Source organism: Kushneria marisflavi, assembly GCF_002157205.1.
Taxonomy (GTDB): domain Bacteria; phylum Pseudomonadota; class Gammaproteobacteria; order Pseudomonadales; family Halomonadaceae; genus Kushneria; species Kushneria marisflavi.
The window spans coordinates 3,633,765-3,658,847 of record NZ_CP021358.1 but is presented as its reverse complement, the minus strand read 5'-3'; the positions used below and the strand labels follow the sequence as shown (position 1 = coordinate 3,658,847).

Sequence of the window (25,083 nt, the reverse complement as noted above, 5' to 3'; positions counted from 1 at the left end):
ATCATGTCTATCCGTTTTCCACTGAAAGCCTGCATCCTCATGGCACTGGGCAGTGCCGCGTTTAACGCCCAGGCCGCCGAATATGAATGGACCTTCCAGACCTCGGAGACGTCTGGTGAGCCTCAGTTCGAAATGAAAAAGGCATGGGCAGACAACGTATCGAAAATGTCGGATGGCCGCATTGCCATCGAGATATTGCCGGTTGGCGCCGTGGTACAGGCCAATCAAACACTGCAGGCAGTGCGTTCCGGTATCCTGCAGGGGCATATGACCGACCCCAGCTACTTCACCGGTCAGAACCCTGCCTTCGGAATGATGGGCAATCTGGTGGGCGCCTGGAGCGATCCCTACGATTTTCTCGATTACATGAATAATGCCGGTGGCGAGACACTTTACAACAAGCTGGTCGAACCCTACGGCCTTCACCTGATCGGCGCCGCGGCGACCGGTCTTGAGTCTCTACCCTCCAGCAAGCCGATACATTCCATTGCGGACATGAAGGGGCTCAAGCTGAGGGCACCGGAGGGCATGGTCTACAACATCTTTGAAAAGGCAGGCGCTACGCCTGTCAACCTGCCGGGCTCGGAGGTCTATACGGGGCTTGAAAAGGGCGTCATCGATGCCGCCGATTACACCGTCTTTGCCACCAATCAGGCTCAGGGCCTGCATGACTTTGCGCCTTATCCGCTCTACCCCGGCTTCCACTCCCTGCCCATGGTCGCGGTCTCGATCAACAATGAACTTTGGCAGAGCCTGCCTGCTGATTTGCAGGCCATGCTGACCACGTCCGTGGATGCTCTCGCCTATGAAATGGTCGCCGAGCTTAAAACACGTGATCTGGAAGCCGTGCGTCAGGCCCGGCAGAACCCGGACATCGAGATCATCGATCTGTCTCAGGAAGAGCGGGCGAAATTCCGCGATATCGCCCGAAAGGAGTGGGCCGAGTGGGCTGAACGCAACGACATCACCCGTGAGTACTATGACTCGGTGGTGGCCTATCTTCAGGCGCACAACCTGCTGCCCGCCAAAGACGGCAATGAAGCAACAGACACTTCATCCTGATTGAACAGTCCTTGCGCAGGCACGGCCAGACGCATGCTCTGGCCGTGCCATTACACGATCGATTTTCTCTGATGCAGAGGCTGTCTCATGTCTACTGACCCTCAACGACAGCATGGCGTGGTCGAGGCTGGCGAGGAAGAACTCGCCCGTTCGAACCCTGACCATATTGATCATGCTCCGGACCCGGTGCGCAGCCTTCTCGATCGCGGCGTCGTATGGTGTGCCCGTGGTGCGGCCTGGCTGGTTTTTGCGGCCATGGCCATCAGTGTATATGAAGTGCTCATGCGCTACGGCTTTAACTCCCCGACCTCCTGGGTGCATGAAAGCGTGGTGATGCTGGTGGCCGTCAGCTTTGCTCTTGGCGGCCCGGCAGCCCTGGCCAGCAATCGCCATATCCGGGTACGCGTGCTCTATGACAGTGCCGGGCCGCGTCTGCGCCTGTGGCTGGATCGTTTTAACGACCTGGTTACCTTCGGTTTCTGTCTCGCCATGAGTTACGCCGCCTTCACCATGTTCTGGGATGCCTCGCATAACCCTCTGGGGGACTGGCAGCTGGAGCGCTCCGGCACCTCATGGAACCCGCCATTTCCGGCCCTGGTGAAAGGGATCATCATGGTCGCGCTGATGGTCATGTGCGTGCAGTCGCTGGTCCATTTCATTCAGTCTCTGCGAGGCAGGTCTGCCGAGGTGCGACACAATGATGGGGAGGACGCGTCATGACCATTGCCGACGGTACGATTTTAATGGTCGGGGCAATCTTCGCCCTTTTGATTACCGGACTGCCGCTAGCCTTCATTACCGGTTTGGTCGCGCTGGCCTTTACCTTTGGCTGGTTCGGGCCGATGGCCATGCCATTGGTGACCAGCCGCATCTATGGGTTTGTGACCGAATATTCCCTGGTCGCAGTACCGATGTTCGTGCTCATGGCCTCGCTGCTGGACCGCTCCGGTATCGCAAAGGATTTGTTCAATGCCATGCGCGTCTTTGCGGGACGCCTGCCCGGCGGTGTGGCAGTGCAGACCGTGGTTGTGGCGTTTTTCCTGGCAGCGCTTTCAGGGATTATCGGGGGAGAAATCGTGCTGTTGGGCATTCTTGCCCTGCCACAGATGCTCCGACTGGGTTATGACAAGCATCTGTCCATCGGCGTTGTCTGTGCCGGCGGGTCACTGGGCACCATGATGCCGCCTTCGATCGTACTGATCATCTATGGACTGATTGCCAGCGTTTCCATCGCCGATCTATTTACCGCCGCCATTACACCAGCGGTGATCCTGATGCTCTCCTATATCGGTTATGTTCTGGTGCGCTGTCTGAAAAACCCGAGCCTTGGCCCACCGTTAACCGAAGAAGACCGCCGCGAGACCTTCGCTACCAAGGGCAAGGCACTACAGGCCATCATCGTACCGGCACTGATTGCAGTGCTTGTGCTGGGCTCGATCTATGGCGGTGTTGCCTCGGTCACTGAAGCAGCAGCCATGGGTGTCTTCGGCGTGTTGCTGGCGATCGTGCTGCGCGGTGAGTTCTCGTTCAAGACCATGCACGAAAGCCTTGGTCAGACACTCATGACCTGCGGCATGATCATCTGGATCGGTATCGGCGCCGCAGCGCTGGTCGGGGTTTATAATCTGATGGGCGGTAACCGCTTCATATCCGGCATGATCATGGGACTCGACGTTTCCCCGATCGTCATTATCCTGGTGATGATGGGCATTTTGCTGGTGCTGGGCATGTTCCTCGACTGGATTGGGGTCGCGATGCTGACCCTGCCAATCTTTGTGCCCATTATTGTTCAGCTGGGTTATAGCCCGATATGGTTCGGCATCCTGTTTGCCGTCAACATGCAGGTGTCATTTCTTTCTCCACCATTCGGCCCCGCCGCGTTCTATCTCAAGGGGGTTGCCCCACCGGAAATCAGCCTCAAGGACATTTTTGTATCACTGCTGCCCTTTATTGCCCTGCAGCTGCTGGTGCTGTTTGCCCTGCTGTTCTGGCCCAACCTTGCCATGTGGCTGGTTTAACACCCTGACATCTCGCCGCTCGTCCGAAAAGGCCCTGTTAAACAGGGCCTTTCTCGTTCCTGACTAGCCACGATAGTAATGGGTGGTGACAAAGGGCATCGGTGTGACCGTCATATCCAACCGACGTCCGCGCACCTCTGCCTGTAGCTTTTGCCCCGGCTCACAACGCTCTCGTTTGATATAACCCATGGCAACGGGTGCTCCGACCGATGGGCCAAAAGTGCCCGAGGTCACCTCGCCGATGGGGTCACCTTCCATATTGAAAAGTTTGGCCCCCTCACGCACCGGCGCTTTTCCATCAGCCTTCAACCCGACTCGCAGGCGTTCGGCGTCCTGATTGGCCTGCTGGGTCAGAATCACATCCGCGCCAGGAAATCCGCCTTCTCGCTCCCCGCCCTGACGTCGCGCCTTGCCGATCGCCCAGCCAAGCGACGCCTCGATGGGCGTGGTTTCCTTGTCCATGTCGTGACCATAGAGACAAAGCCCGGCTTCGAGGCGCAATGAATCGCGCGCACCCAGCCCGATGGGCTCAACGCCGTCCTGATCCAGCAACCACTCGGCAATTGTCCGGGCACCCTCGGCAGGAATGGAAAGTTCAAAACCATCTTCCCCGGTATATCCCGAGCAACTGATCCAGACCTCATGTCCCATGATCTCGAACCGGGCGTGTTGCATGAAGGTGAGCTCTGTCGCCGACGGACACAGATCACTCATGACGTCACGCGCCATGGGCCCCTGAAGCGCCAGTAGCGCACGATCCTCGACGACCTCGAGGTCCCCACCTTCACCCAGCCCGCTTCTTAGCAAGGCCGCATCCGCCGCACGACAGGCAGCATTGACGACCAGATAGAGATGCTCTCCGGCATTGACCGCCATGAAGTCATCATGAATCCCGCCAACACTGCTGGTAAAGAGACCATAACGCTGCCGACCGTGGGCAATACCCGCCGCATCGATCGGCGATACTCGCTCAAGCGCCGTTGCCGGCTGGCTACCATGAATCAGCATCTGTCCCATATGGGAGACATCAAACAACCCGCACTTTTGACGCGTGTGCTCATGCTCACGCTTGATTCCCATCTCGAACTGAACAGGCATTTCATAGCCGGCGAAGGGAACAAATCTGCCCCCGCGCTGTTGCCAGAGCGTATAGAGCGGCGTTCGATGCAGGGTTGACATAAATCCTCCGAATCCGGGTCATGAATGAATATTGAAATGTGCACAGCCCCTTGCAGGCCAGGGCCATGCACATTCTGACGATCGATTACCGCTTTTGATCCGCCGTCTGTCCGGCAAAATGCTCACGAGTCAGCTTGAAAACCACCGGCGACAGCAGTGCCAGAGCGATGAGGTTGGGGATCGCCATCAAGGCATTGAAGGTATCCGCCAGCAACCAGATAAAATCAAGATGCGCCATGGCGCCTACCGGTATCGCCAGCACAAAGGCGATTCGATAGAAACGCGCAGCACGGCTGCCAAAGAGATACTGGAAGCATCGCTCTCCGTAATAGGACCAGCCCAGGATGGTGGTAAAGGCAAAAATGGCCAGTGCGATGGCAACGATATAATCACCAGGTCCCGGCAATGCCATACGAAATGCCATGGAGGTCAGGGAAGCCCCGGAATCACCTTCGAGCCACTGACCGGAAGTCACGATGGCCAGCGCCGTGATCGAGCAGACCACAATGGTATCGATGAAGGTGCCCAGCATGGCCACCATGCCCTGCCTGACCGGGCTATTGGTCTGGGCCGCAGCATGGGCAATGGGGGCACTGCCAAGGCCTGCCTCATTGGAAAAGACCCCTCGCGCCACACCAAAACGAATGGCTGCGGCTACTGCGGCACCGGCAAACCCACCCGCCGCCGAAATGGGCGTAAAGGCGTGGCGAACGATCAGCCAGAGCGCCTCGGGAATGGCAGCATAATTGATCGCCAGCACGACCAGTCCGGCCAGTAGATAAGCAACCGCCATGAACGGTACCAAACGCCCGGCAACACTTGAAATGCGCTGAATGCCTCCCAGAATGACAGCCCCCGCCAGCACCATGATCACAAGGCCGGTTACCCATGAAGGGATATTGAAGGAGGTAGACAAGGCATCTGCCACTGAATTGGCCTGTACCGTGTTACCGATACCGAAGGAGGCCAGCGTACCAAACAGGGCAAACAGTACACCCAGCCAGGCGTAACGCTTGCCGAGGCCATTTTTGATGTAATACATCGGCCCACCTACAAAATTGCCCTGCTCATCGCGCTCGCGATAGCGCACGGCACAGACCGCTTCGGCATATTTGGTGGCCATGCCCACCAGGGCCGTCATCCACATCCAGAACACGGCGCCCGGGCCACCCAGCGCAATGGCGGTCGCCACCCCGGCAATATTGCCAGTGCCGATGGTGGCAGACAGTGAGGTCATGAGGGCATTGAAGGACGAAATTTCGCCACTATCCTTTTCACCCGGCGTCCGTCCCTGCCAGAGCAGGCCAAAGGCACGACCAATATTGCGTATCGGCATGCCCTTGAGACCTATCTGCAGATAAAGCCCCACACCGAGCAACAACACCAGCATCAGTGGTCCCCAGACCACCCCATTAATGCCTGTTACCAGTCCCTGTAATGTTTCCATGACCGATTTTCCCTGAGTTGTTATTGAAGTCACTGGTGACCAAACGATAAGAATGACAGTGCCACATGAAAATCTACAGGCTACCCCAGCCAATGTCATGACAAGCGTGTTTGAGACCAACGTTTTTCATGCCTGCCCCTTTTAGTCCTCGATTTGCAACGTTACGATAAGCAAAAAGTTTCCTATCGGAAACACGCCGGCATAACAAAATCGCCGATCCGCAATCAGCAGTGGACGAGCCAGCCGCCTGAAGCCACCCTATAGGCAGGTCAGCCTCGTTATCCTCGGGATGTTTCGCCATCCGTCATCTTGGCATTGAACAGGACATACAAAATGAGCCAGATCCCCACTAATCTTCGCTACTCGGACAGTCATGAATGGGTCCAGGACAATGGCGACGGTACGGTTACCATCGGTATTACCGACCATGCCCAGCAGGCACTGGGCGACGTCGTTTTTGTAGAGCTTCCAGAAGTAGGCAGCACCCTCACTACCGGTGAAGAGTTCGGTGTGGTCGAGTCGGTCAAGGCCGCCTCCGATCTTTATGCCCCTCTGGGCGGCGAAGTCCTTGGCGTCAACACGCTGCTCGAAGATGCCCCTGAAAGTCTCAACGAAAGCCCCTACGACGATGCCTGGCTGATCAAGATTCGCCTGGCAGAGCCCGATGAACTCGAATCCCTGATGGATGCTGACAGCTATACCGAGCTTGTCGCCAACGAATCAAACGACTGATCGCGTTTACTACCAACACCCGAGGCTGACCTCCTCGCTGCTGTCGGAAAATGGCCTGCTCATCGCGGGCCCTGCGCTCGTTGCACCTCGCAGTGCCATCTTCTGACACTTCATCTTACGGATATCCCATGGCCGCTGACTCTCGCTCGCTGGATGAACTCTTTGTGCATGATGCGTTTATTGACCGTCATATTGGCGTCGATGCCACAGCACGTCGCCATATGCTGGAGACGCTTGGTGCCGACTCGATGGCTGATCTGCTCGCGCACACCATTCCCGGAGACATTCGCCTGGAAGGTGAGCTGAATCTGGCAGAACCGGTGTCGGAGCTCGAGGCGCTTACGCGTCTTCGCCGCGTCATGGGTACCAACCGGGTCATGAGAAATCACATCGGTGCCGGTTACTACGGCACCATCATGCCGGCTGTCATTGCCCGCAATGTGCTGGAAAACCCGGGCTGGTACACGGCCTACACGCCCTACCAGCCCGAAATCGCCCAAGGGCGCCTTGAAGGGCTTCTCAACTTTCAGCAGGTAGTCATGGACATGACCGGCATGGCACTCGCCAATGCTTCCCTGCTGGATGAGGCCACCGCCGCAGCCGAGGCCATGGCGCTTTGCAAGCGGGCCAATCGAAAGAACAAAAGCTCGGCCTTTTTTGTCGCCGACCATGTTTTCCCCCAAACTCTGGATGTGGTACGTACCCGTGCCCGATGGCTCGGGCTTAAGGTGATCGTGGATCGTGCCGAGCGACTTGATCAGTACGATGTTTTCGGTGCCCTGCTGCAATATCCGGCCGAGGATGGCAGCCTAGTTGAGCTCGACACGCTCATCGAACACGCGCATGAGCGCAATGTCATGGTGGCCGTGGCCACGGATCTGCTGGCGCTGGCGCTATTAAAGCCACCGGGAGAAATGGGCGCCGATATCGCGCTTGGCTCCGCCCAGCGATTTGGTGTCCCCATGGGCTTTGGTGGTCCGCATGCCGCCTTTTTCGCCGTCAATGATGATCTAAAGCGTGCCATGCCCGGACGCGTCATCGGCGTTTCCCGCGACCGACACGGCAAGCCTGCCCTGCGAATGGCCATGCAAACGCGCGAGCAGCACATCCGCCGCGAAAAGGCAACCTCCAACATTTGTACCGCTCAGGCACTGCTGGCCAATATCGCCGGATTTTATGCGGTCTATCATGGTTCCGACGGGATTCGCACCATCGCCCACCGTGTGCACCGCATGACCCGCATTCTGGCCAGCGGACTGAAAGACAGCGCAGCAGTCATTGAAAGCGAGCATTTCTTTGACACGCTGACCCTGCGGGTTGACGACGTCAATGCCCTGCGACAGCGTGCAGAAACCGCCGGCCACAACCTGCGCTATCGCGAAGATGGCCGCGTTGGCATCAGCCTGGATGAGACCACCACACCACAGGATCTCGACACGCTGTTCACCCTGCTACTGGGCGAACAGCACGGCCGCGATGTGACTGCCCTTGACGCCGCACTGCAGGGTACCCCTGCCCAACTGCCGGCGGCCTATCGGCGCCAGTCGGAATTTCTGACGCATCCCACCTTTTCGCGCTACCACAGCGAAACCGAGATGCTGCGCTACCTGAAACGGCTTGAAAATCGTGACCTGTCGCTGACGCATGCCATGATTCCGCTGGGCTCGTGCACCATGAAGCTCAACGCCACCACAGAGATGGTGCCGCTGTCATGGACCGAATGCGCCGATATCCACCCCTTCGCTCCCGAATCGCAGGTTCCGGGCTATCTGAAAATGATCGAAGAGCTGGGTGACTATCTCGTCGAAGTCACCGGCTATGACGCCATTTCGATGCAGCCCAACTCAGGAGCGCAGGGTGAGTATGCCGGCCTTCTGGCCATTCGCCGCTATCAGCAATCCATCGATCAGGGACATCGGCATATCTGTCTGATTCCGGCCTCGGCACACGGCACCAACCCGGCCTCGGCGGCAATGACCAGCATGAAGGTCGTGGTGGTTGAATGTGATGCCAATGGCAATATCGACCTGGCAGATTTACAGGCCAAGGCCGAGAAACACAGTAATGATCTGTCAGCCATCATGCTGACCTATCCCTCTACGCATGGCGTGTTCGAGGAAGGTATTCGCAAGGCCTGCGACATCGTGCATCAGCATGGCGGTCAGGTGTATATCGATGGTGCCAACATGAATGCGCAGGTTGGCCTGTGCCGACCGGGTGACTATGGCGGAGATGTCTCTCACCTCAACCTGCACAAGACCTTCTGCATTCCTCATGGTGGTGGTGGCCCGGGAATGGGCCCGATCGGTGTCAAGGCACACCTGGCAGAATATCTACCGGGCCATGTCCATCGCAGCGGCCACATGGATCTCGAGCCCGGCACGGCCGTATCGTCGGCAGCTTTTGGCAGCGCTCTGATCCTGCCTATTTCATGGGCCTACATTGTCATGATGGGTGCTCGCGGTCTGCGTGAAGCCAGTGAAACCGCCATCCTGAACGCCAACTACATGGCACGTTGCCTGAGCGATCATTACAGCGTGCTTTATCGTGGCAACAAGGGGTATGTGGCTCATGAATGCATTATCGATATTCGCCCGCTCAAGGCGACCAGCGGGATCGATGAAGAGGACATCGCCAAACGCCTGATGGATTACGGATTCCATGCCCCGACCATGTCCTTCCCGGTTGCCGGTACGCTCATGATCGAGCCAACCGAGTCCGAGTCACGTCAGGAACTGGATCGTTTTTGTGATGCCATGATTGCCATACGTGAGGAGATTCGTGCCGTCGAGCAGGGAGATGTCGCCCGCGATAACAATGTGCTGGTCAACGCTCCGCATACGCAACATGACCTGTATCGCGATGACTGGCCTTATCCCTATTCTCGCGAGCAGGCCGCCTTCCCCACTCAGGCCACCAAAGCCGCCAAGTTCTGGCCCAGCGTCAACCGGGTCGACAACGTCTACGGCGATCGCAATCTGATCTGCAGCTGCCCGAGCATTGATGACTATCGCGATTAAACATCACTGATGCAAAAGGCCGACACAATGGGTGGCATTGTGTCGGCCTCTTTATTGGTGTGCAGCTTTGAAGAGCGTACTCAAGCGTTACTGCTCTCGGTGACCATCTCGGCCGGTGCTTCATAGCCATAAAGCGCATTGCGGCGCTGCTCGCGAAACTCATCGAGCAGCTGACGGTAACGGCGTGGCAGCTCAGCTCCCCGACGGGTCAGAATATACAACGACTCATAGACCGGCACTGAAAGCGGTACTTCCTGCACCTGACGCTGCCAGGGCGAGGTTTCAAGCACAGGACGTGATACGACAGTAAAGCCCAGCCCGCGAGCCACCGCATCCAGCACCACAGCCACATCGTTGGTATAGCCTTTCTGCGGGAAATAGCTGATCGAGCGAAACTCGTCAGGATGGTTTTCTCGCAGCACCTGACTTGCGTTATTGACGCCATCGAAATAGTTCAAAAAACCCAGCGATAACAGCTCATTGATACTGTTACCTCTGAAATCGGCAGGAACGACGAGACATAGCGGCTCATGGTGCCAGAGCTCATATTCGAGGTCGGGATGACGAGTGATATCCGTCACGATGCCAAGGTCATAGCGACCGGCCAGCACGTCCTGGACGATTTCGGCATTGAAGGCAAAATTATAATTGATGGTTAGCCCGGTATTGATCTGCTGATACCCCAGCGCAAAAGGGTAAAACATCAAACCAATACTTGAAGGACTGGCGATGCGGCAATCGCCACTGCTCAGGGACTCATCATCGAGACCATGACAAAACTGTTCATGCTCTGCAAAAAGGCGAATGGCATAGTCATAGGCGCGCCTGCCCGCCTCCGTAAGCGTAAAGCGACGGCCATGGCGACGCAGCAGGGTCTTGTCGAGATAGTCTTCAAGCTTTCGAATATGCTGGCTGACGCCGGGCTGGGTCATTTCCAGCTTGTGAGCCGTGTGCGTGAAGCTGCCTGTTTCCACCAGCGTGATAAAGGTTTTGAAATACTGGGCATTAAACATGGGGCGTTACCAGCTCACTGACGGCCCTGGTCGCGATGCGACCGGGCAAACAAAAAATCTTCATTTCTGATCAGGTAGATACGGCGTGACGGATTACTTTATCAGAAAAGTTTGTTGCCCGCATGAGCTCCTCCTGCTCTCGTGTTAGCATCCCGAACAGGATATTTGACACTGCTTGTTACTGGAACATCCACCATGCCCGACCCCTTTTTGAAACGCGCCGAAGCCATCAAGAAAACATTGCTTGCCATGGAGTCCGAAGCGCCCGATGAAGATCTTTTCGCTCTGGGTTACATGATTCCGCAGATAGAGCTGGTGCAGGAGATGGCGCAATACGAGCCTTTGGAAGTGACCGCCGAGGATTTTGACGTTACCTATCGTCAGTGGCTTGAAACCACCTTCATGGAAGATGGCATGGAAAGCGATGACCGCCAGCGCATCGACGAGCTCTGGCAAAGCGCCATAAGCCGGACAAGCTGATACGTACTGCCAGGATGTGCCTCTGGCATTTGTTGACTGCAGGAAAAGGATATCGAAGAGGATGACGGAAGCTACTCGGATTTCAACCACCATTTCTCCGGAAGGCAGTCTGGAAGTACTCTCGCAGCAGGAAGTCAATCGTCTGCGGGACACTTCCTCCAACGGCATGCATGATGTGCTTCGCCGCTGCGCGCTGGCCATTTTGAACTACGGCACCATGGTCGATGACAGCTGCAGCGTGCTCGAGACCTATCATGATTTTGATATCGAAGTCATTCAGCAGGATCGTGGCATACGCCTGAAGCTCACCAATGCACCAGCCCATGCCTTCGTGGATGGCAGCATGATTCGCGGTATCCGTGAACTGCTCTCTTCCGTACTGCGTGACGTGGTCTACGTCTCCAACGAAATCGAAAAGCATGGTCGCTTCGATCTCGAGTCCGCAGAAGGCATTACCAACGCCGTATTCCATATTCTGCGCAATGCCGGTGTCATGAAACCCTCGCGCGACCCCAATCTTGTGGTTTGCTGGGGCGGACATTCCATTACGCGCGAAGAGTACGACTACAGCAAGTCGGTAGGTTATCACCTTGGCCTGCGCGACATGGACATCTGCACCGGCTGCGGGCCGGGCGCCATGAAAGGACCCATGAAGGGTGCCAATGTGGCGCATGCCAAACAGCGTCGTCGTAACAGTCGCTATCTGGGTATTTCAGAGCCTGGTATCATCGCTGCCGAATCGCCCAACCCGATCGTCAATGAACTGGTCATCATGCCGGACATCGAAAAGCGCCTTGAAGCCTTTATTCGAGTCGGGCACGGCATCGTCATCTTTCCCGGCGGTGTCGGAACGGCCGAGGAAATCCTGTATCTGCTGGGCGTTTTGCTACACCCGAACAATGCAGACATCCCCTTTCCGATCATCTTCACCGGGCCGGCCGGCAGTGCCGACTATTTTCGGCGTATCGATGAGTTCATCGCCTTTACACTTGGCACCGAGGCCCAAAAATATTACCGCATCATGATTGATGATCCCATCGGCGTGGCTCGCGCCATGAGAGAAGGCATCGCGGAAGTCACCGCCTTTCGACGTCAACATCAGGATGCCTTCTACTTCAACTGGCGCCTGGATATTCCGCGGGACTTTCAGCAGCCCTTCACTCCTAACCATGACTCCATGGCCGGACTGGCACTGCATCGTCGACAGAATGTCCATGATCTGGCAGCCAACCTTCGCCGCGCTTTCTCTGGCATCGTGGCAGGCAACGTCAAGGAGCAGGGTGTACGGGCCATTGAGCGACATGGCCCTTTCCGCCTGAATGCTGAAAGCGAGCTCATGCAGCCCCTTGATGAACTGCTGACCTCGTTTGTGGCTCAGGGACGCATGAAGCTCCCGGGCAGCGAATACGTCCCCTGCTATACGCTAAATACCTAGAGCACCATCGGGTGGCGCTACTGCTCGGCAGGGCGCCACCAGCCATAGAGCGTATGGAGCAAAAGCCCAATGGTCATGGCTTTGGGCAACCACTGATACCAGTATGCCGACTCTCCTGTGACCATCTGCCAGATGGCCGTGGCGGCCACGCCCGCGACCAGCCACAGCGACAGCCGCTTTAACGCTGTCAACGCCCCCCTTCTGACGCTGTTCGTAGCGCGCTGCCATAACAGGGCTGACACCACTACAAGTGCTGCAACACCACCGGCCACCAGTACCAGACGCTCATTATCCCGAACGATATAGTAGCCGGGTGCCGCCATCAGCATGGTCATGGCAAGTCCCAGCAGGATGGAAATGCGCTCACTGCTGGCCAATAATCCCTGACGCTTCATGAATGCGCCGCCAGCCACTGCTCTGCCCAGGGCAGTGCCGCATCATCGGCCATGGGCGTTTCGGAGGCATCCACTTCGAGTCGCTCCCCTACGCGAGAGGCCCCCAGCGTGGTCAAAAGCTCATCCAGCCTGCGGCCAGCGCCACAATAGCTCTCCTCATAACTGCTGTCCCCCATGGCAATCAGGGCATATCGGAGTCCATCAAGTGACGGGCGCTGCTGCTCTAGAGCACTACTTAATCCAGTAAAATTACCAGGGTAATCTCCTCGCCCTGTGGTCGAGACACAAAAAAGGGCCAGATCCGGCTGCGGATCGGTCAATTTTTCCAGGGTGGGCGTTTCATGAATCTCGACACCGTAACCTGCCGATTCAAACAAAGGGGCTATCTGCTCGGCGACATCCAGTGCACCACCATAGACCGTCGCCACATAAATCCCGATATCAGGCATGATTTTCGATCACCAGAATTGAATTTGGGCAATGGTAACATAGTGCTCCTGACGCTTCCCCGGCACTCGACATACGAAAAAGCCCCGCCATAAGCGGGGCTTTTGTTGTCATGACAGATAATGTGTCATGGCACTGAATGCGGCAACATCAGGCCTTGTCGCGTTCTTCCACCAGAGCCTTGAGCTTTTGGCCCGGGCGGAAGGTGACTACCCGACGCGCCGAGATGGGGATCTCTTCTCCCGTCTTGGGATTACGGCCGGGCCGTTCACGCTTGTCGCGCAAATCGAAGTTGCCAAATCCTGACAGCTTGACCTGTTCGTTTTCCCTGAGACAACCACGGATTTCGTCAAAAAATTGCTCGACAAGCATCTTGGCTTCACGCTTTGAAAAGCCAAGTGACGTGTGCAGATGCTCTGCCAGTTCAGCCTTGGTCAACGCACTCATTATCCGACATCCTGTAGGAGACAATCTTTAGGAGACAGTATCCCGCCGCCGCATTCAGTTGCGCAGCAACGCGCCAAAACGTTCCGAGGAAACCGCTACAATATTGTCAATTGTCTGATTAATTTCAATATCTGTCAGCGTGCGCGAAGGATGCTGCCAGGTCAAGCCCAGCGCCAGGCTCTTGCGCCCTTCTTCCACGCCAGCGCCCTGATAGACGTCAAAAAGGCGTAGATCCGTCAAGGCATCCCCTGCCTGCTCACGAATCACGTCCAGCAGCGACTGTACCGGCAGGTTTTCATCGACCAGCATCGCCAGGTCGCGTCTGACCTCAGGATGACGAGACAGCGGACTGAACGCTGCCAGTTTACCCTGCTGCAGGGTCGCCAGCTCAAGCTCGAACACGTAGACCTCGGGCTTGATACCAAGCCTCTCCCTGACGGCAGGATGAAGCGCTCCGACCCAGCCGGCATGGCGCTCGCCTCGCAGGATGCGGGCACACTGCCCGGGATGAAGCGCTTCATGCTCGCCAGGCTCGAAACGCCACTCTTCTTCGACACCACCAAGTGACAACAGACGTTCAACGTCACCCTTGATATCAAAGAAATCGACGCCTTCCTTGCGACCCGTCCACCCTTCCGGATCCCGAGAGCCACAGATCATGCCGCCCAGCATGGGCGTTTGCGTCAGCGCATCGATCTCGCCGTTGAACACCAGCCCCGTCTCGAACAGACGAACACGCTGCTGCTGACGATTGAGGTTGTGTAAAAGTGCTCGGCTGAGGCCGGACCAAAGGCTCGAGCGCATGACCGACATATCACTGGAGATGGGGTTGGCAAGCGTCGGCGTCACGGTTTCAGGATTGATGGCCTGCTGAAGCTCGTCAGATACAAAGCTATAGGTAATGGCCTCCTGATACCCCCTGGCCACCAGATGCTGGCGAATCACATCCAGAGAGACCCTGGTGCCATCCTCACGTCGAGGCGCCAGGTTGGCCTGAGGATAGCGAACGGGCAAGCGGTTATAACCATGAATGCGCGCCAACTCCTCGACGAGGTCTTCCTCGAGACGCACATCAAAGCGCCACGCGGGAACATTGACCTCCCAACCACCTGATTCACAAGCCTTCAGGGTCATGCCAAGACGCGTCAAAATATCGCGGATTTCGTCGTCTTCAAGCGTCATGCCCAGTATCCGACTGACCCGCTCGGCACTCAGACTGATCTGACAGGCATCAGGCAATGCCTGCTGATCTGTGTTTTCGATGACGGGTCCCGGATGACCACCGGCCAGCTCGACAAGAAGCCCCGTGGCTCGCTCAAGCGCGCGCACCTGAAGGGTCGGATCCACTCCGCGCTCGAAACGATGCGAGGCATCCGTATGCAATCCGTATTGTCGAGCCCGGCCGGCCACGGCCAGCGGTGCAAAGAAGGCAGACTCCAGCAGGACATGACGCGTATCACGATTAACACCTGAACGCTCGCCGCCCATGACACCCGCGATGGCCAATGGGCCATCGGAATCGGCAATCAACAGAGTGTTCTCTTCAAGCTGTACGTTCTGCCCATCGAGCAGTGTCAGCGTCTCGCCGGCACGAGCATTGCGCACTTCGATGTGCCCCTGCAGGCGCTCAAGATCAAAGGCATGCATCGGCTGGCCAAACTCGAGCATCACGTAGTTGGTGATGTCCACCACGATATCGATAGAGCGAAGGCCGCAACGACGCAGATATTCCGTCAGCCACAAGGGTGAAGGGGTGCTGACATCAATATCGCGAACAACACGCGCACTGTAGCGTGGACAGGCATCAGCATTATCCAGATGAATGTCAAAGCGCTCATCAATTTGGGCTGCTACAGGCACGATCTCGGGCGTTTTAACCTCGACTCGATTGAGCACACCGATCTCGCGCGCAAGCCCCATGACGCTCAAACAGTCGCCGCGATTGGGGGTCAGATCCACATCAATACTGTGGTCATCCAGCCCGAGCCACTGTCTCAGATCCTCACCCACCGGGGCGTTTTCCGGTAGTACCCAGATGCCCGGCGACTTTTCTTCAACCAGACCGAGTTCGGATTCGGCGCAGATCATGCCATGAGAAGCCACGCCCCTGAGCGTAGCCTCCTTGATGGCAAAATCGCCGGGCAGTACGGCACCCGGCCGAGCCAGCGCCACTTTCTGGCCGGCAGCCACGTTGGGTGCACCACAGACCACCTGCTGAAGCTGGCCACTGCCATCATCAAGCTGGCAGACGCGCAAGCGATCGGCATCAGGGTGCTGGGCCGCCTCTTTGACCTGCGCTACAACGACACCCTTAAAGGGGGGAGATACCGGCTCGATCGCATCGACCTCCAGCCCTGCCATGGTGATCTGATCAGCAATTGCCTGCACATCCTGCGCTACATCAACCCATTGACGCAGCCACTGTTCGGAAACTTTCATCTTGCCTCGCTATACCGAAACGAATTACTGGAACTGGCGGAGAAAGCGCAGATCGTTGTCGAAAAAAAGGCGCAGATCGTTGACGCCATAACGCAGCATTGCCAGACGCTCGACGCCCATGCCAAAGGCAAAACCACTATAGCGCTTCGAATCTATATCAACGTGGTCGAACACATTGGGATGCACCATGCCGCAGCCCATGACCTCAAGCCAGCCGGTGTGAGAACAGACACGACAGCCCTTGCCACCGCAGTTGACGCACTGAATGTCGACTTCTGCCGAAGGCTCGGTAAACGGAAAATAGGAAGGTCGAAAGCGAACATCGAGCCGATCACGTTCAAAGAAAGCCTTCAAAAAGGCTTCAATGGTGCCCTTGAGATCAGCAAAGCTGACGTTCTCATCAACAAACAGTCCCTCTACCTGATGAAACATGGGGCTGTGAGTGAGATCGGAATCATTACGGTAGACGCGACCTGAGCACACCAGACGTACCGGCGGCTCCTGATTCTCCATGGTGCGGATCTGCACGGGAGAGGTATGCGTACGCAGCACATGGCGCGCATCAAAATAAAAGGTGTCGTGCATGGCGCGGGCGGGGTGATGCGCCGGTATATTCAGCGCCTCGAAGTTATGATAATCGTCTTCGATCTCGGGGCCTTCGGCGATGTCATAACCAATATTGGCAAAGCACTGCTCGATACGACGCAATGTCTGAGTGATCGGGTGCAAACCGCCCGACGATTCACGCCGCCCCGGGAGAGTGACATCGACCTTTTGCGCTGCAAGTCTTGCCGCCATGGCACTGGCTTCAAGCGTCGCCTTTTTACTCTCAAGAGCGCTTTCAACCTGCTGCCGAACCTGGTTGATCACTTCTCCGGCCGCGGGCCGCTCTTCGGGAGGCAGTTTACCCAGCCCTTTCAACAAGGCCGTCACTTCGCCTTTCTTGCCCAGATAGCGGACACGAATTTCTTCCAGTGCCCTGATATCTTCGGCAGCGTCAATGGCTTCGACTGCCGTCGCTACTACTGTGGAGAGATGCTCCATCCGTCTTGCTCCATGAAAAACGGCAGATTGCAGATACCAGGAAAGCTCTGCACATTGATCCTGTTATCAGGGATCTGACGATAAATTGTTGCCACACAAAAAAACAAGGGAAGAGCGACGGCTCTTCCCTTGTAGCACTTCGGCAGGTGATCTCAAATCACCCAAACCGTCAGGCAGCCTTGGCTTGCTCAACGATGGAACCGAAAGCCTGCTTTTCGTGAACGGCCAGATCAGCAAGGATCTTGCGGTCGATCTCGATACCGGCCTTTTTCAGACCGTTGATGAAGCGGCTGTAGGACATGCCGTGAGTACGAGCTGCAGCGTTGATACGTGCAATCCACAGTGCGCGGAATTGACGCTTGCGCTGACGACGGTCACGGTAGGCGTACTGGCCTGCCTTGATAACCGCCTGCTTGGCAACACGGAAAGTACGTGAACGAGCACCGTAGTACCCTTTCGCTTGCTTCAGAATCTTCTTGTGACGGCGACGAGCGACGACACCACGCTTTACACGAGCCATGAAAACCTCCTGACTTCAGTTATTTGAATCGACTTAGATATAAGGGAGCATGCGCTCGATCAAACGACGATCGGCATCATGGATCTGCTTCATACCGCGCAGCTGACGCTTACGCTTGGTCGATTTCTTGGTCAGGATATGGCTGCGAAAGGACTGCTTGTGCTTAAAGCCCTTGGCAGTGCGCTTGAAGCGCTTGGCCGCACCGCTGTTGCTTTTGATTTTCGGCATGAGAATAACTCCGCACGATATTTTTTAGAAAACCCGAGGCCAGCGCACGGCGCCATGGCAGATCATCTGCCACGGCTTCGGCACGCTCGTTAAACTGCCCGCGGATCACTTTTTCCTGGGGGCCAGCATCATGATCATTTGCCGGCCTTCCATCTTCGGACGCGATTCTACAACAGCAAGGTCTTCCAAGTCATGTTCTACACGCTCCATGAGCTTGCGTCCGATCTCCTGGTGCGCCATTTCGCGACCACGAAATCTCAATGTGACCTTGCCTTTATCGCCTTCCTCAAGGAATCGGGTCAGGTTTTTAAGCTTGACCTGATAGTCGCCCTCATCGGTTGCAGGACGGAATTTAACTTCCTTGATCTGGATCTGCTTTTGCTTTTTCTTTTGAGCAGACTTCTGCTTTTTCAGTTCGAACTGATGTTTGCCGTAATCCATGATCTTGCAAACAATCGGATCGGCGTTGGATATCTGTACGAGATCAAGCCCAGCTTCTTCAGCCTTGGCAAGCGCCTCATTCATGGGCACAACACCCAGCTGCTCGCCCTCGCTATCGATAAGCCGAACTTCATCCGCACGAATGCGGTCATTTATGGGTGCGCGCTTTTCCTGAGGGCGCCCACGTTGGTTATTTCGCTTGATCGTCAAGTCTCCATTGCTTAAAAGAAATGCTGCTATCTACGCTCAACATCCAGCCTGGCAAGAAACTCGGACACTGTCATTGTTCCAAGATCCTCACCTGTGCGCGTTCTGACAGCAACCCTGCCTGACTCCACTTCCTTATCTCCAACCACCAGCAGATAAGGTACTTTCTGGAGTGTATGCTCACGAATTTTAAAACCGATCTTCTCATTCCTCAAGTCTGACTTGACACGAAGGCCGGCTTGTTGCAATTGATCAGTCAATGCCGTGGCATAAGAAGCCTGAGCATCGGTGATATTAAGGACAACCGCCTGCTCCGGGGCGAGCCATAGAGGCAGGGCACCGGCATGATGCTCAAGCAGAATGCCGATAAAGCGCTCAAAGGAGCCGATAATGGCACGATGAAGCATGACAGGGGTATGGCGGTTGCCATCTTCGCCCACATATTGCGCGCCAAGACGGCCTGGCATCATGAAATCAACCTGCATGGTGCCGACCTGCCATTCGCGGCCCAGACAGTCACGCATATGATACTCGATCTTGGGGCCATAAAAGGCGCCCTCGCCCGGCAACTCCTGCCACTGAACATTGCACGCCTCAAGCGCTGCACGCAGAGCCCCTTCGGCCTTGTCCCAATCTTCATCGCTACCGATACGCTTGTCGGGGCGCAGCGCGATCTTGACGTCAATGTCGTCAAAACCAAAGTCTTCGTAAACCTTGAGCGCCTGACGGTGAAAATCGGTGACTTCCGGCTCGATCTGGCGCTCCGTACAAAAGACGTGGCCATCATCCTGAGTAAAGGCACGCACTCGCATGATGCCATGCAGGGCGCCCGACGGCTCATTACGATGGCAGCCGCCGAACTCGCCGTAGCGAATGGGCATTTCACGATAGCTGTGAAGCCCTGAATTGAACACCTGGACATGCCCCGGACAGTTCATCGGCTTGAGCGCGTACTCTCGCTTTTCCGACTCGGTAAAGAACATGTTTTCCGAGTAATTGTCCCAGTGGCCGGATTTCTTCCAGAGACTGACGTCCATGACCTGCGGGCAGCGAATTTCCTGATAGCCGCCGTCGCGATACACGCGGCGCATGTACTGCTCGACCGCCTGCCAGATGGCCCAGCCTCTTGGGTGCCAAAAGACCATGCCCGGAGACTCTTCCTGCTGATGAAAGAGATTGAGCTGGCGAGCGAGTTTGCGGTGATCGCGTTTTTCCGCTTCTTCAAGCCGCTTCAGGTACGCATTCAACTGCTTCTTGTCCGCCCATGCAGTGCCATAGATACGCGTCAGCATCGTATTGGAAGCATCCCCGCGCCAATAGGCACCGGCAAGCTTTAAAAGCTTGAAGGACTTGAGATGCCGAGTATTGGGCACATGTGGCCCCCGGCACATGTCCGTGTATTCCTTGTGGTGATAAAGACGGATGGTCTCACCTTCGGGAATACGGGAAACAATATCCTGCTTATATGGTTCTTCTCTTGAGATGAAGGCTTTCATGGCCTGATCGCGGTCAACGTACTCTCTTGAGACGTCGTATCCTTCATCGATCAATTCGCGCATGCGCTTTTCGATCTTTTCAAGATCATCGCTCGAAATGGACTGGCCAAAATCGATGTCGTAATAAAAGCCATCATCAATGACAGGACCAATGGCCATTTTGGCCTCTGGATACAGCTGCTTGACGGCATGGCCGATAAGATGAGCACAGGAGTGCCGAATGATCTCGAGCCCTTCCTGATCCTTTGCAGTCACGATGGCAACTGACGCGTCATGGTCAACAATATCGGCGGTATCGACCAGGGTTCCATCGATTTTTCCGGCAACGGCGGCCTTTGCCAGACCGGCACCAATGGACTCGGCAATGGCCATGATGGAGACAGGAGATTCGAATTGACGCTGGCTACCGTCAGGAAGCGTGACGACGGGCATAGGAGTTCCTTCCTTGTTTCAGTGGTGACCGCTACCAGGAGTCACTTGAGGTATTACATTGTCAGCGGACGCAGGGAATGCGCCATGGAACTGGCAGGCGTGGGCAAATGATAAGCCGGAGTGCAAACTAGCAAATTGTAAGGAATGACGTCCAGTTAATCCCTGGAAATCACAGGAACCATCAGTGAGCGCTACCATATATTCATACAAAAAAGAGGGCGCCGAAGCGCCCTCTTTTATCTGGTGCAGATCAGTAAAATTTACTGATTGCTGCTACCGTTCTGACTGGTACGATCGCGAACCTGGCCATCATCGCCCAGCGGATGAACTTCAGTACGACGGTTTTCTGCACGACCTTCAGCAGTATCGTTAGAAGCTACCGGATGCTGCTCGCCGAAACCAAGAGCTTCCATACGCTCAGCAGATACGCCCTGAGAAATCAGGTACTGACGTACTGACTCTGCACGACGCTGAGACAGATCCTTGTTGTAGGCAGCGCTACCGATGGAATCGGTATAGCCTTCCAGACGAACACGAACCTGCTCGTTGCTGTTCAGCTTCTCGGCAACATCATTCAGAGTCTGCTCGGCATTGGAAGTCAGCTTGGCAGAGTCGAATTCAAAGTTGACGTCACGCAGAACCAGGGCTGCCGGGCAGCCAAGAGCGTTGACCTGAGTACCGGCCGGAGTGTCCGGGCACTGGTCTTGGTAGTCCGGCACGCCGTCACCGTCGGAGTCCAGCGGGCAACCACGAGAGTCAACCTCTACGCCAGCCGGAGTACCCGGGCACTGGTCGAGGTAGTCCGGAACGCCATCACCGTCAGTATCGATCGGGCAACCCTTGGCATCAACGGCAACACCCGCCGGAGTACCCGGGCACTCATCGCGAGAATCCGGAACGCCATCGTTGTCCGAGTCCATTTCACGATTGTCACCGCCCGAGCACAGCAGAGCACCTGCTGTTGCACCGGCAGTGGCACCAACGGCAGCACCGGTTTCTTCATCGTCGTTACCGCTGACACCATAACCGATGCCACCACCGATCAGGCCGCCAGCCAGACCGCAGACGAAAGGAGAAGAGTACCAGGAATCGCCACTGGAAGAAGCACCAGAGGATTGAGTACCTGAGCTGGCGCAGCCAGCGAGACCCATGACAAGAGCAGATCCCAGCAGCAAGCCAGTTGTTGATTTATTCATGCAAGACTCCTTCTTTTTTGCAACGCTAGGGCAACGATGTTGTTACTAAGCGGTTCCGAGTATAGGCAATGGCAATAGCTCTAGAAAGTTTTTCTTCTACCATCAAGAAAAGCATGCCGGAGGTATTAAAACCAGTCCATGACCACCCTGCTTTGGTCAACCGGAGCCACTAGTCGATGCCATGATGAAAACGCGTCACTGGCAATCCATTGTGACGTATTCGAACACTGTTTTCGCACTGAAAGCGATGAAAGTCAAACGCTGTTTATTGCATTGATTAAATTTCAGGTTAATTGCTTCGAACTCCAAAAAAAAGAATCTCGCTCGAAATATCCCTTATCAACGCGCAACAACGTTATCGGTTCGACTTACCAGATGATTTGCCGCTTGAAGAATGGCGGCCTCATGCTCATTGACAACCTGTAGCCTTTGCCGGTCTTCCTGCATTCTTTCGCGTGCAGTTAGAGCAGAGCGTGCCTGATGGGTATTCAGATGCGCCGTACTATCACTAACCTGGGCTATTACTGCCAGCTTGTCGTCTTCCCACCAACCTGCATCAAGAATATCAATGATGACTCGAGCACGCAGGCATCCCTCTACCAGATCCATCTGACCTTCATGCATGGCGCGCCCTATGACATTAAGATTGGAAAGACATTGATACTCGGCCTGCGCTTTCTCCCGGGCCTGGCGTGCTCGACGCCGACGCAGCTCAAGAGACATGCGCCAAATGACTGCCAGCAAAACGCCGACGATCAAAAGCGCCAGGCACAACAATGTCATTGCCCATGTTTGAGACACGATAAACATTACTCCTTTCATCTATATCGCCGGGGATTTTTACAAAAATCCTATGGGCACTATCAGGCTCAGGAACATATTGGCCGCGGGAAGAGCAACATCAGTTGCACGTCAGCCTGCTCAGGCATCGGCACTGCGTAATGCCTTGAACTCGGCCATCAGCTTCTGCTGTTGCTGGCTATGGGAATAGTGCCTTGCAAGCGTTGAAAGCTCGCTACCCAGCATGGCGCGTCTGTGGTGATCTTCAAGCAACTGGTGAGCACAGCGCGCCCACCCCTGGGTATCCATGGCGTCCAGTACAAGCTCAGGATAACGATCTTCGAGCAGCTCGGCACACCCTACACCGGCTGACAGCATGACGGGTGTCGCGCACGCCATGGCTTCAAGTGCAACACGCCCAAACTCTTCAATGTGAGCAGGCAACATGAAAAGATCCAGCGCGCCATAAAGCCGCTCCACCTCATTGATGGTGGAGCGCCAGACAAATTGATCGGCAATTCCGAGGTTTTGAGCCAACTGCTGAAAAGGAGAAGCATCATCCTTGCCGACAACCAGAAAGCGGCAGCGACCCGGCATTGTTTTATCCAGCTCAGCGGCCAGTTTTACAAAGCCTTTCACATTACGCTTTTTAAAATTGCCTGAGGTTACCACCCCTATCAGAAAGTCCTCGGATGCTGCCCCAAGCGATTGACGAATCTCGTCTCGCCCGGCACGAGCGCTTTCCGGATTGAACTGCCTAGGGTCGTAACCGGGATAACTAATATCGATTCTGTCAGAAGCAATGCCATAACGGGCTGTTAAATCATTGCCCATCATTCTGGAGTTAACAGCAACACGACGAAAGCGCTGACGCCTCAAAACATGGTCATGAATGGCAGCCACTTCATGATTGTCGGGCAAAGCGCATCCATTGATGGCGTGACTGGCCAGATGCACGCAGTTATGGAGATATACCACATCAGGTGTTTCTACATCACCATGGCTCACCAGCAGAGCTGGCGCATGACGCCTTGACCAGGCCTGAACACGTTGATTGAACCAGAAGCGTCGACGTGCGCCCTTGAAAGGCCAGCGCCAGGTCTTGACCAATCGAGCACCAGCGCGCTCAACCAAAGCAGAATTTCCCCGCTCGGCAATGATGACGACCTGGTAACCCAGGGCGACCAGCGCTGCCGTTTGCTCAAGTGCATTGCGACTGGCGCCTGTACTCTTTTCTACCTGACGGATGGCAATGGCAGCCAGAGGTCTTGCATGTCCTGTCATTGAAAACACTCAAACAGCAATATCAGCGAATATGGTATTGCTGGCAGCAACATACCGCTGTCGCGCTGAATGCTGAACCAGTGCGTTGATGCCAGACTCTCGGACTCCTTATATAAACATCAGGAACCGATAAGGCATCATATCATCATCAGGCTTGTTCCAGACCAACCCGGTCGTGGTTAAACAGGGTTGATCATACTGCCTACGAGAACTTCATGAAGAAGTCGAGTCACCATAACCATTGGGATTGTTGTGCTGCCAGCGCCAGGTATCTGCCATCATTTTTTCGATACCAAACTCGGCAGTCCATCCCAACACCTCTTTGGCATACTCAGGATCGGCATAGCAACGCGCGATATCCCCGGCCCGACGTGGCTTGAATTCATGGGCCACCTTGCGACCGCTTGCCTTTTCGAAGGCCTGCACCACTTCGAGCACGCTATAACCCTTGCCGGTACCCAGATTGAAGGTATGTACCCCATCGTGATGCACCAGGTAGTCAAGTGCCTTCAGATGACCTTTCGCCAGGTCAGTCACATGGATGTAATCGCGTACGCCCGTGCCATCGTCGGTATCATAGTCATTACCAAATACAGACAGCACCTCGCGACGTCCGATCGCCACCTGGCTGACAAAGGGGACCAGGTTATTGGGGATCCCATTGGGATCTTCACCGATCATGCCGCTGTCGTGGGCGCCAACCGGATTAAAATAACGCAATACGGAAATGCGCCATTGCGAGTCGGACAACGCAAGATCCTGCAGGATCTCTTCTACCATCAACTTTGAGCGGCCGTAGGGATTGGTCGCTGAAGTAGGAAAGTTTTCACGGATGGGGACAGATTCCGGGTCTCCGTAAACAGTTGCCGAAGAACTGAAAACAATTTTCTTCACGCCGGCGCGCGACATGGCACTGCACAATACCAGCGTTCCATTGACGTTGTTATCAAAGTAGGCAAGCGGCTTTTGTACGCTTTCACCCACAGCCTTGAGCCCGGCAAAATGAATCACCGATTCAATATCATGCTGCCTGAAAATATCATCAAGCAGTGAAGCGTCACGAACATCGCCTTCAACCCATTGAATTTCCCTGCCCGCCAGCGCGCTGACCCTGTCCAGAGACTTCTTGTTGGCATTGCAAAAATTATCCAGCACCAATACTTCTCGACCCGCCTCCAGCAGTGTCAGAACCGTATGCGAACCGATATATCCGGCACCTCCGGTGACTAGAATCATTTACCTCTCCCTGAATTCTGAACGAGCAATATGGCTTAAAGTGCAGCGCCATATGACGTAGGCGTTTCCTTGATCGACGAAAGGCGCAAATACAATCGTCTTATA

Annotated in this window: 23 protein-coding genes; 7 read left to right on the top strand and 16 right to left on the bottom strand. The window is 55.5% G+C overall.

Annotated features, from left to right (window positions below; all coding sequences use genetic code 11):
- The first annotated feature begins 3 nt into the window (after positions 1 to 3).
- From B9H00_RS16655 to B9H00_RS16645, 3 genes are all read left to right on the top strand, one after another.
- A complete protein-coding gene (locus B9H00_RS16655; protein ID WP_086901605.1) occupies positions 4 to 1,062 on the top strand; it encodes a TRAP transporter substrate-binding protein in 1,059 nt (352 codons plus the stop codon).
- 87 nt (positions 1,063 to 1,149) lie between these two features.
- Positions 1,150 to 1,782: a TRAP transporter small permease subunit gene (locus B9H00_RS16650; RefSeq protein ID WP_086901604.1), complete on the top strand. Its 633-nt coding sequence runs from the start codon at positions 1,150 to 1,152 to the stop codon at positions 1,780 to 1,782.
- Positions 1,779 to 3,080 carry a TRAP transporter large permease gene (locus tag B9H00_RS16645; protein ID WP_086901603.1) on the top strand — a complete coding sequence of 434 codons (1,302 nt, stop codon included), beginning with the start codon at positions 1,779 to 1,781 and terminating at the stop codon, positions 3,078 to 3,080. The genes B9H00_RS16650 and B9H00_RS16645 overlap by 4 nt, the downstream gene beginning before the upstream one ends.
- Before the next feature lie 63 nt (positions 3,081 to 3,143).
- Here the strand turns inward: B9H00_RS16645 and gcvT are convergent, their stop codons facing one another.
- On the bottom strand, positions 3,144 to 4,259 hold the full coding sequence (gene gcvT, locus B9H00_RS16640) for a glycine cleavage system aminomethyltransferase GcvT (protein ID WP_086901602.1): 1,116 nt from the start codon (positions 4,257 to 4,259) through the stop codon (positions 3,144 to 3,146).
- An 85-nt stretch (positions 4,260 to 4,344) separates the two neighbouring features.
- The gene (locus B9H00_RS16635) at positions 4,345 to 5,706 is read right to left on the bottom strand and encodes an alanine/glycine:cation symporter family protein (protein ID WP_086901601.1); all 1,362 of its coding nucleotides are present in this window, start codon (positions 5,704 to 5,706) and stop codon (positions 4,345 to 4,347) included.
- A 333-nt stretch (positions 5,707 to 6,039) separates the two neighbouring features.
- On the opposite strand from B9H00_RS16635, the gene gcvH reads away from it, so the two are divergent.
- Both gcvH and gcvP read left to right on the top strand, forming a co-directional pair.
- Complete coding sequence (gcvH, locus tag B9H00_RS16630) at positions 6,040 to 6,438, top strand: glycine cleavage system protein GcvH (RefSeq protein WP_086901600.1); 399 nt, start codon at positions 6,040 to 6,042, stop codon at positions 6,436 to 6,438.
- A gap of 128 nt (positions 6,439 to 6,566) precedes the next feature.
- On the top strand, positions 6,567 to 9,458 hold the full coding sequence (gene gcvP / locus B9H00_RS16625) for an aminomethyl-transferring glycine dehydrogenase (RefSeq protein ID WP_086901599.1): 2,892 nt from the start codon (positions 6,567 to 6,569) through the stop codon (positions 9,456 to 9,458).
- A gap of 80 nt (positions 9,459 to 9,538) precedes the next feature.
- Here gcvP and B9H00_RS16620 read toward each other — a convergent pair whose 3' ends face one another.
- Complete coding sequence (locus B9H00_RS16620) at positions 9,539 to 10,471, bottom strand: LysR family transcriptional regulator (RefSeq protein ID WP_086901598.1); 933 nt, start codon at positions 10,469 to 10,471, stop codon at positions 9,539 to 9,541.
- Between the two features lie 195 nt (positions 10,472 to 10,666).
- Between B9H00_RS16620 and B9H00_RS16615 the strand changes: the two genes are divergently transcribed.
- On the top strand, positions 10,667 to 10,951 hold the full coding sequence (locus B9H00_RS16615; protein ID WP_086901597.1) for a YfcL family protein: 285 nt from the start codon (positions 10,667 to 10,669) through the stop codon (positions 10,949 to 10,951).
- Between the two features lie 61 nt (positions 10,952 to 11,012).
- Positions 11,013 to 12,386, top strand: coding sequence for a nucleotide 5'-monophosphate nucleosidase PpnN (gene ppnN, locus B9H00_RS16610; protein ID WP_086901596.1), 1,374 nt, complete (start codon positions 11,013 to 11,015; stop codon positions 12,384 to 12,386).
- 17 nt (positions 12,387 to 12,403) lie between these two features.
- Here the strand turns inward: ppnN and B9H00_RS16605 are convergent, their stop codons facing one another.
- From B9H00_RS16605 to galE, 13 genes are all read right to left on the bottom strand, one after another.
- Positions 12,404 to 12,781: a hypothetical protein gene (locus tag B9H00_RS16605; protein ID WP_086901595.1), complete on the bottom strand. Its 378-nt coding sequence runs from the start codon at positions 12,779 to 12,781 to the stop codon at positions 12,404 to 12,406.
- On the bottom strand, positions 12,778 to 13,230 hold the full coding sequence (locus B9H00_RS16600) for a flavodoxin domain-containing protein (RefSeq protein WP_086901594.1): 453 nt from the start codon (positions 13,228 to 13,230) through the stop codon (positions 12,778 to 12,780). Before B9H00_RS16600 ends, B9H00_RS16605 begins: the two co-directional genes overlap by 4 nt.
- Before the next feature lie 148 nt (positions 13,231 to 13,378).
- A complete protein-coding gene (locus B9H00_RS16595) occupies positions 13,379 to 13,675 on the bottom strand; it encodes an integration host factor subunit alpha (RefSeq protein ID WP_086622906.1) in 297 nt (98 codons plus the stop codon).
- A gap of 54 nt (positions 13,676 to 13,729) precedes the next feature.
- The gene (pheT, locus tag B9H00_RS16590) at positions 13,730 to 16,114 is read right to left on the bottom strand and encodes a phenylalanine--tRNA ligase subunit beta (protein WP_086901593.1); all 2,385 of its coding nucleotides are present in this window, start codon (positions 16,112 to 16,114) and stop codon (positions 13,730 to 13,732) included.
- A gap of 24 nt (positions 16,115 to 16,138) precedes the next feature.
- Positions 16,139 to 17,158 (bottom strand): phenylalanine--tRNA ligase subunit alpha, encoded by a 1,020-nt coding sequence (pheS, locus tag B9H00_RS16585; RefSeq protein WP_086901592.1) that lies wholly within the window; start codon positions 17,156 to 17,158, stop codon positions 16,139 to 16,141.
- A gap of 169 nt (positions 17,159 to 17,327) precedes the next feature.
- Entirely contained in the window at positions 17,328 to 17,678 is a 351-nt protein-coding gene (gene rplT / locus B9H00_RS16580; RefSeq protein ID WP_086622909.1) for a 50S ribosomal protein L20, read from the bottom strand.
- Between the two features lie 33 nt (positions 17,679 to 17,711).
- Positions 17,712 to 17,906 (bottom strand): 50S ribosomal protein L35, encoded by a 195-nt coding sequence (gene rpmI / locus B9H00_RS16575; RefSeq protein WP_086622910.1) that lies wholly within the window; start codon positions 17,904 to 17,906, stop codon positions 17,712 to 17,714.
- A 105-nt stretch (positions 17,907 to 18,011) separates the two neighbouring features.
- Positions 18,012 to 18,557 (bottom strand): translation initiation factor IF-3, encoded by a 546-nt coding sequence (gene infC, locus B9H00_RS16570; RefSeq protein WP_086901591.1) that lies wholly within the window; start codon positions 18,555 to 18,557, stop codon positions 18,012 to 18,014.
- 26 nt (positions 18,558 to 18,583) lie between these two features.
- The gene (thrS, locus tag B9H00_RS16565; RefSeq protein ID WP_086901590.1) at positions 18,584 to 20,482 is read right to left on the bottom strand and encodes a threonine--tRNA ligase; all 1,899 of its coding nucleotides are present in this window, start codon (positions 20,480 to 20,482) and stop codon (positions 18,584 to 18,586) included.
- A 260-nt stretch (positions 20,483 to 20,742) separates the two neighbouring features.
- Complete coding sequence (locus tag B9H00_RS16560; protein ID WP_086901589.1) at positions 20,743 to 21,678, bottom strand: OmpA family protein; 936 nt, start codon at positions 21,676 to 21,678, stop codon at positions 20,743 to 20,745.
- Positions 21,679 to 22,017: 339 nt separating this feature from the next.
- Positions 22,018 to 22,479: a DUF2489 domain-containing protein gene (locus B9H00_RS16555; protein WP_157663246.1), complete on the bottom strand. Its 462-nt coding sequence runs from the start codon at positions 22,477 to 22,479 to the stop codon at positions 22,018 to 22,020.
- Positions 22,480 to 22,599: 120 nt separating this feature from the next.
- On the bottom strand, positions 22,600 to 23,742 hold the full coding sequence (locus B9H00_RS16550; RefSeq protein ID WP_086901587.1) for a glycosyltransferase family 4 protein: 1,143 nt from the start codon (positions 23,740 to 23,742) through the stop codon (positions 22,600 to 22,602).
- Between the two features lie 213 nt (positions 23,743 to 23,955).
- The gene (galE, locus tag B9H00_RS16545; RefSeq protein WP_086901586.1) at positions 23,956 to 24,978 is read right to left on the bottom strand and encodes a UDP-glucose 4-epimerase GalE; all 1,023 of its coding nucleotides are present in this window, start codon (positions 24,976 to 24,978) and stop codon (positions 23,956 to 23,958) included.
- Positions 24,979 to 25,083: the final 105 nt, after the last annotated feature.

Coding starts and splice junctions, on each gene's coding strand:
- B9H00_RS16655 (WP_086901605.1), top strand. CDS start 4: ATGTCTATCCGTTTTCCACTGAAAGCCTGCATCCTCATGGCACTGGGC.
- B9H00_RS16650 (WP_086901604.1), top strand. CDS start 1,150: ATGTCTACTGACCCTCAACGACAGCATGGCGTGGTCGAGGCTGGCGAG.
- B9H00_RS16645 (WP_086901603.1), top strand. CDS start 1,779: ATGACCATTGCCGACGGTACGATTTTAATGGTCGGGGCAATCTTCGCC.
- gcvT (WP_086901602.1), bottom strand. CDS start 4,259: ATGTCAACCCTGCATCGAACGCCGCTCTATACGCTCTGGCAACAGCGC.
- B9H00_RS16635 (WP_086901601.1), bottom strand. CDS start 5,706: ATGGAAACATTACAGGGACTGGTAACAGGCATTAATGGGGTGGTCTGG.
- gcvH (WP_086901600.1), top strand. CDS start 6,040: ATGAGCCAGATCCCCACTAATCTTCGCTACTCGGACAGTCATGAATGG.
- gcvP (WP_086901599.1), top strand. CDS start 6,567: ATGGCCGCTGACTCTCGCTCGCTGGATGAACTCTTTGTGCATGATGCG.
- B9H00_RS16620 (WP_086901598.1), bottom strand. CDS start 10,471: ATGTTTAATGCCCAGTATTTCAAAACCTTTATCACGCTGGTGGAAACA.
- B9H00_RS16615 (WP_086901597.1), top strand. CDS start 10,667: ATGCCCGACCCCTTTTTGAAACGCGCCGAAGCCATCAAGAAAACATTG.
- ppnN (WP_086901596.1), top strand. CDS start 11,013: ATGACGGAAGCTACTCGGATTTCAACCACCATTTCTCCGGAAGGCAGT.
- B9H00_RS16605 (WP_086901595.1), bottom strand. CDS start 12,781: ATGAAGCGTCAGGGATTATTGGCCAGCAGTGAGCGCATTTCCATCCTG.
- B9H00_RS16600 (WP_086901594.1), bottom strand. CDS start 13,230: ATGCCTGATATCGGGATTTATGTGGCGACGGTCTATGGTGGTGCACTG.
- B9H00_RS16595 (WP_086622906.1), bottom strand. CDS start 13,675: ATGAGTGCGTTGACCAAGGCTGAACTGGCAGAGCATCTGCACACGTCA.
- pheT (WP_086901593.1), bottom strand. CDS start 16,114: ATGAAAGTTTCCGAACAGTGGCTGCGTCAATGGGTTGATGTAGCGCAG.
- pheS (WP_086901592.1), bottom strand. CDS start 17,158: ATGGAGCATCTCTCCACAGTAGTAGCGACGGCAGTCGAAGCCATTGAC.
- rplT (WP_086622909.1), bottom strand. CDS start 17,678: ATGGCTCGTGTAAAGCGTGGTGTCGTCGCTCGTCGCCGTCACAAGAAG.
- rpmI (WP_086622910.1), bottom strand. CDS start 17,906: ATGCCGAAAATCAAAAGCAACAGCGGTGCGGCCAAGCGCTTCAAGCGC.
- thrS (WP_086901590.1), bottom strand. CDS start 20,482: ATGCCCGTCGTCACGCTTCCTGACGGTAGCCAGCGTCAATTCGAATCT.
- B9H00_RS16560 (WP_086901589.1), bottom strand. CDS start 21,678: ATGAATAAATCAACAACTGGCTTGCTGCTGGGATCTGCTCTTGTCATG.
- B9H00_RS16550 (WP_086901587.1), bottom strand. CDS start 23,742: ATGACAGGACATGCAAGACCTCTGGCTGCCATTGCCATCCGTCAGGTA.
- galE (WP_086901586.1), bottom strand. CDS start 24,978: ATGATTCTAGTCACCGGAGGTGCCGGATATATCGGTTCGCATACGGTT.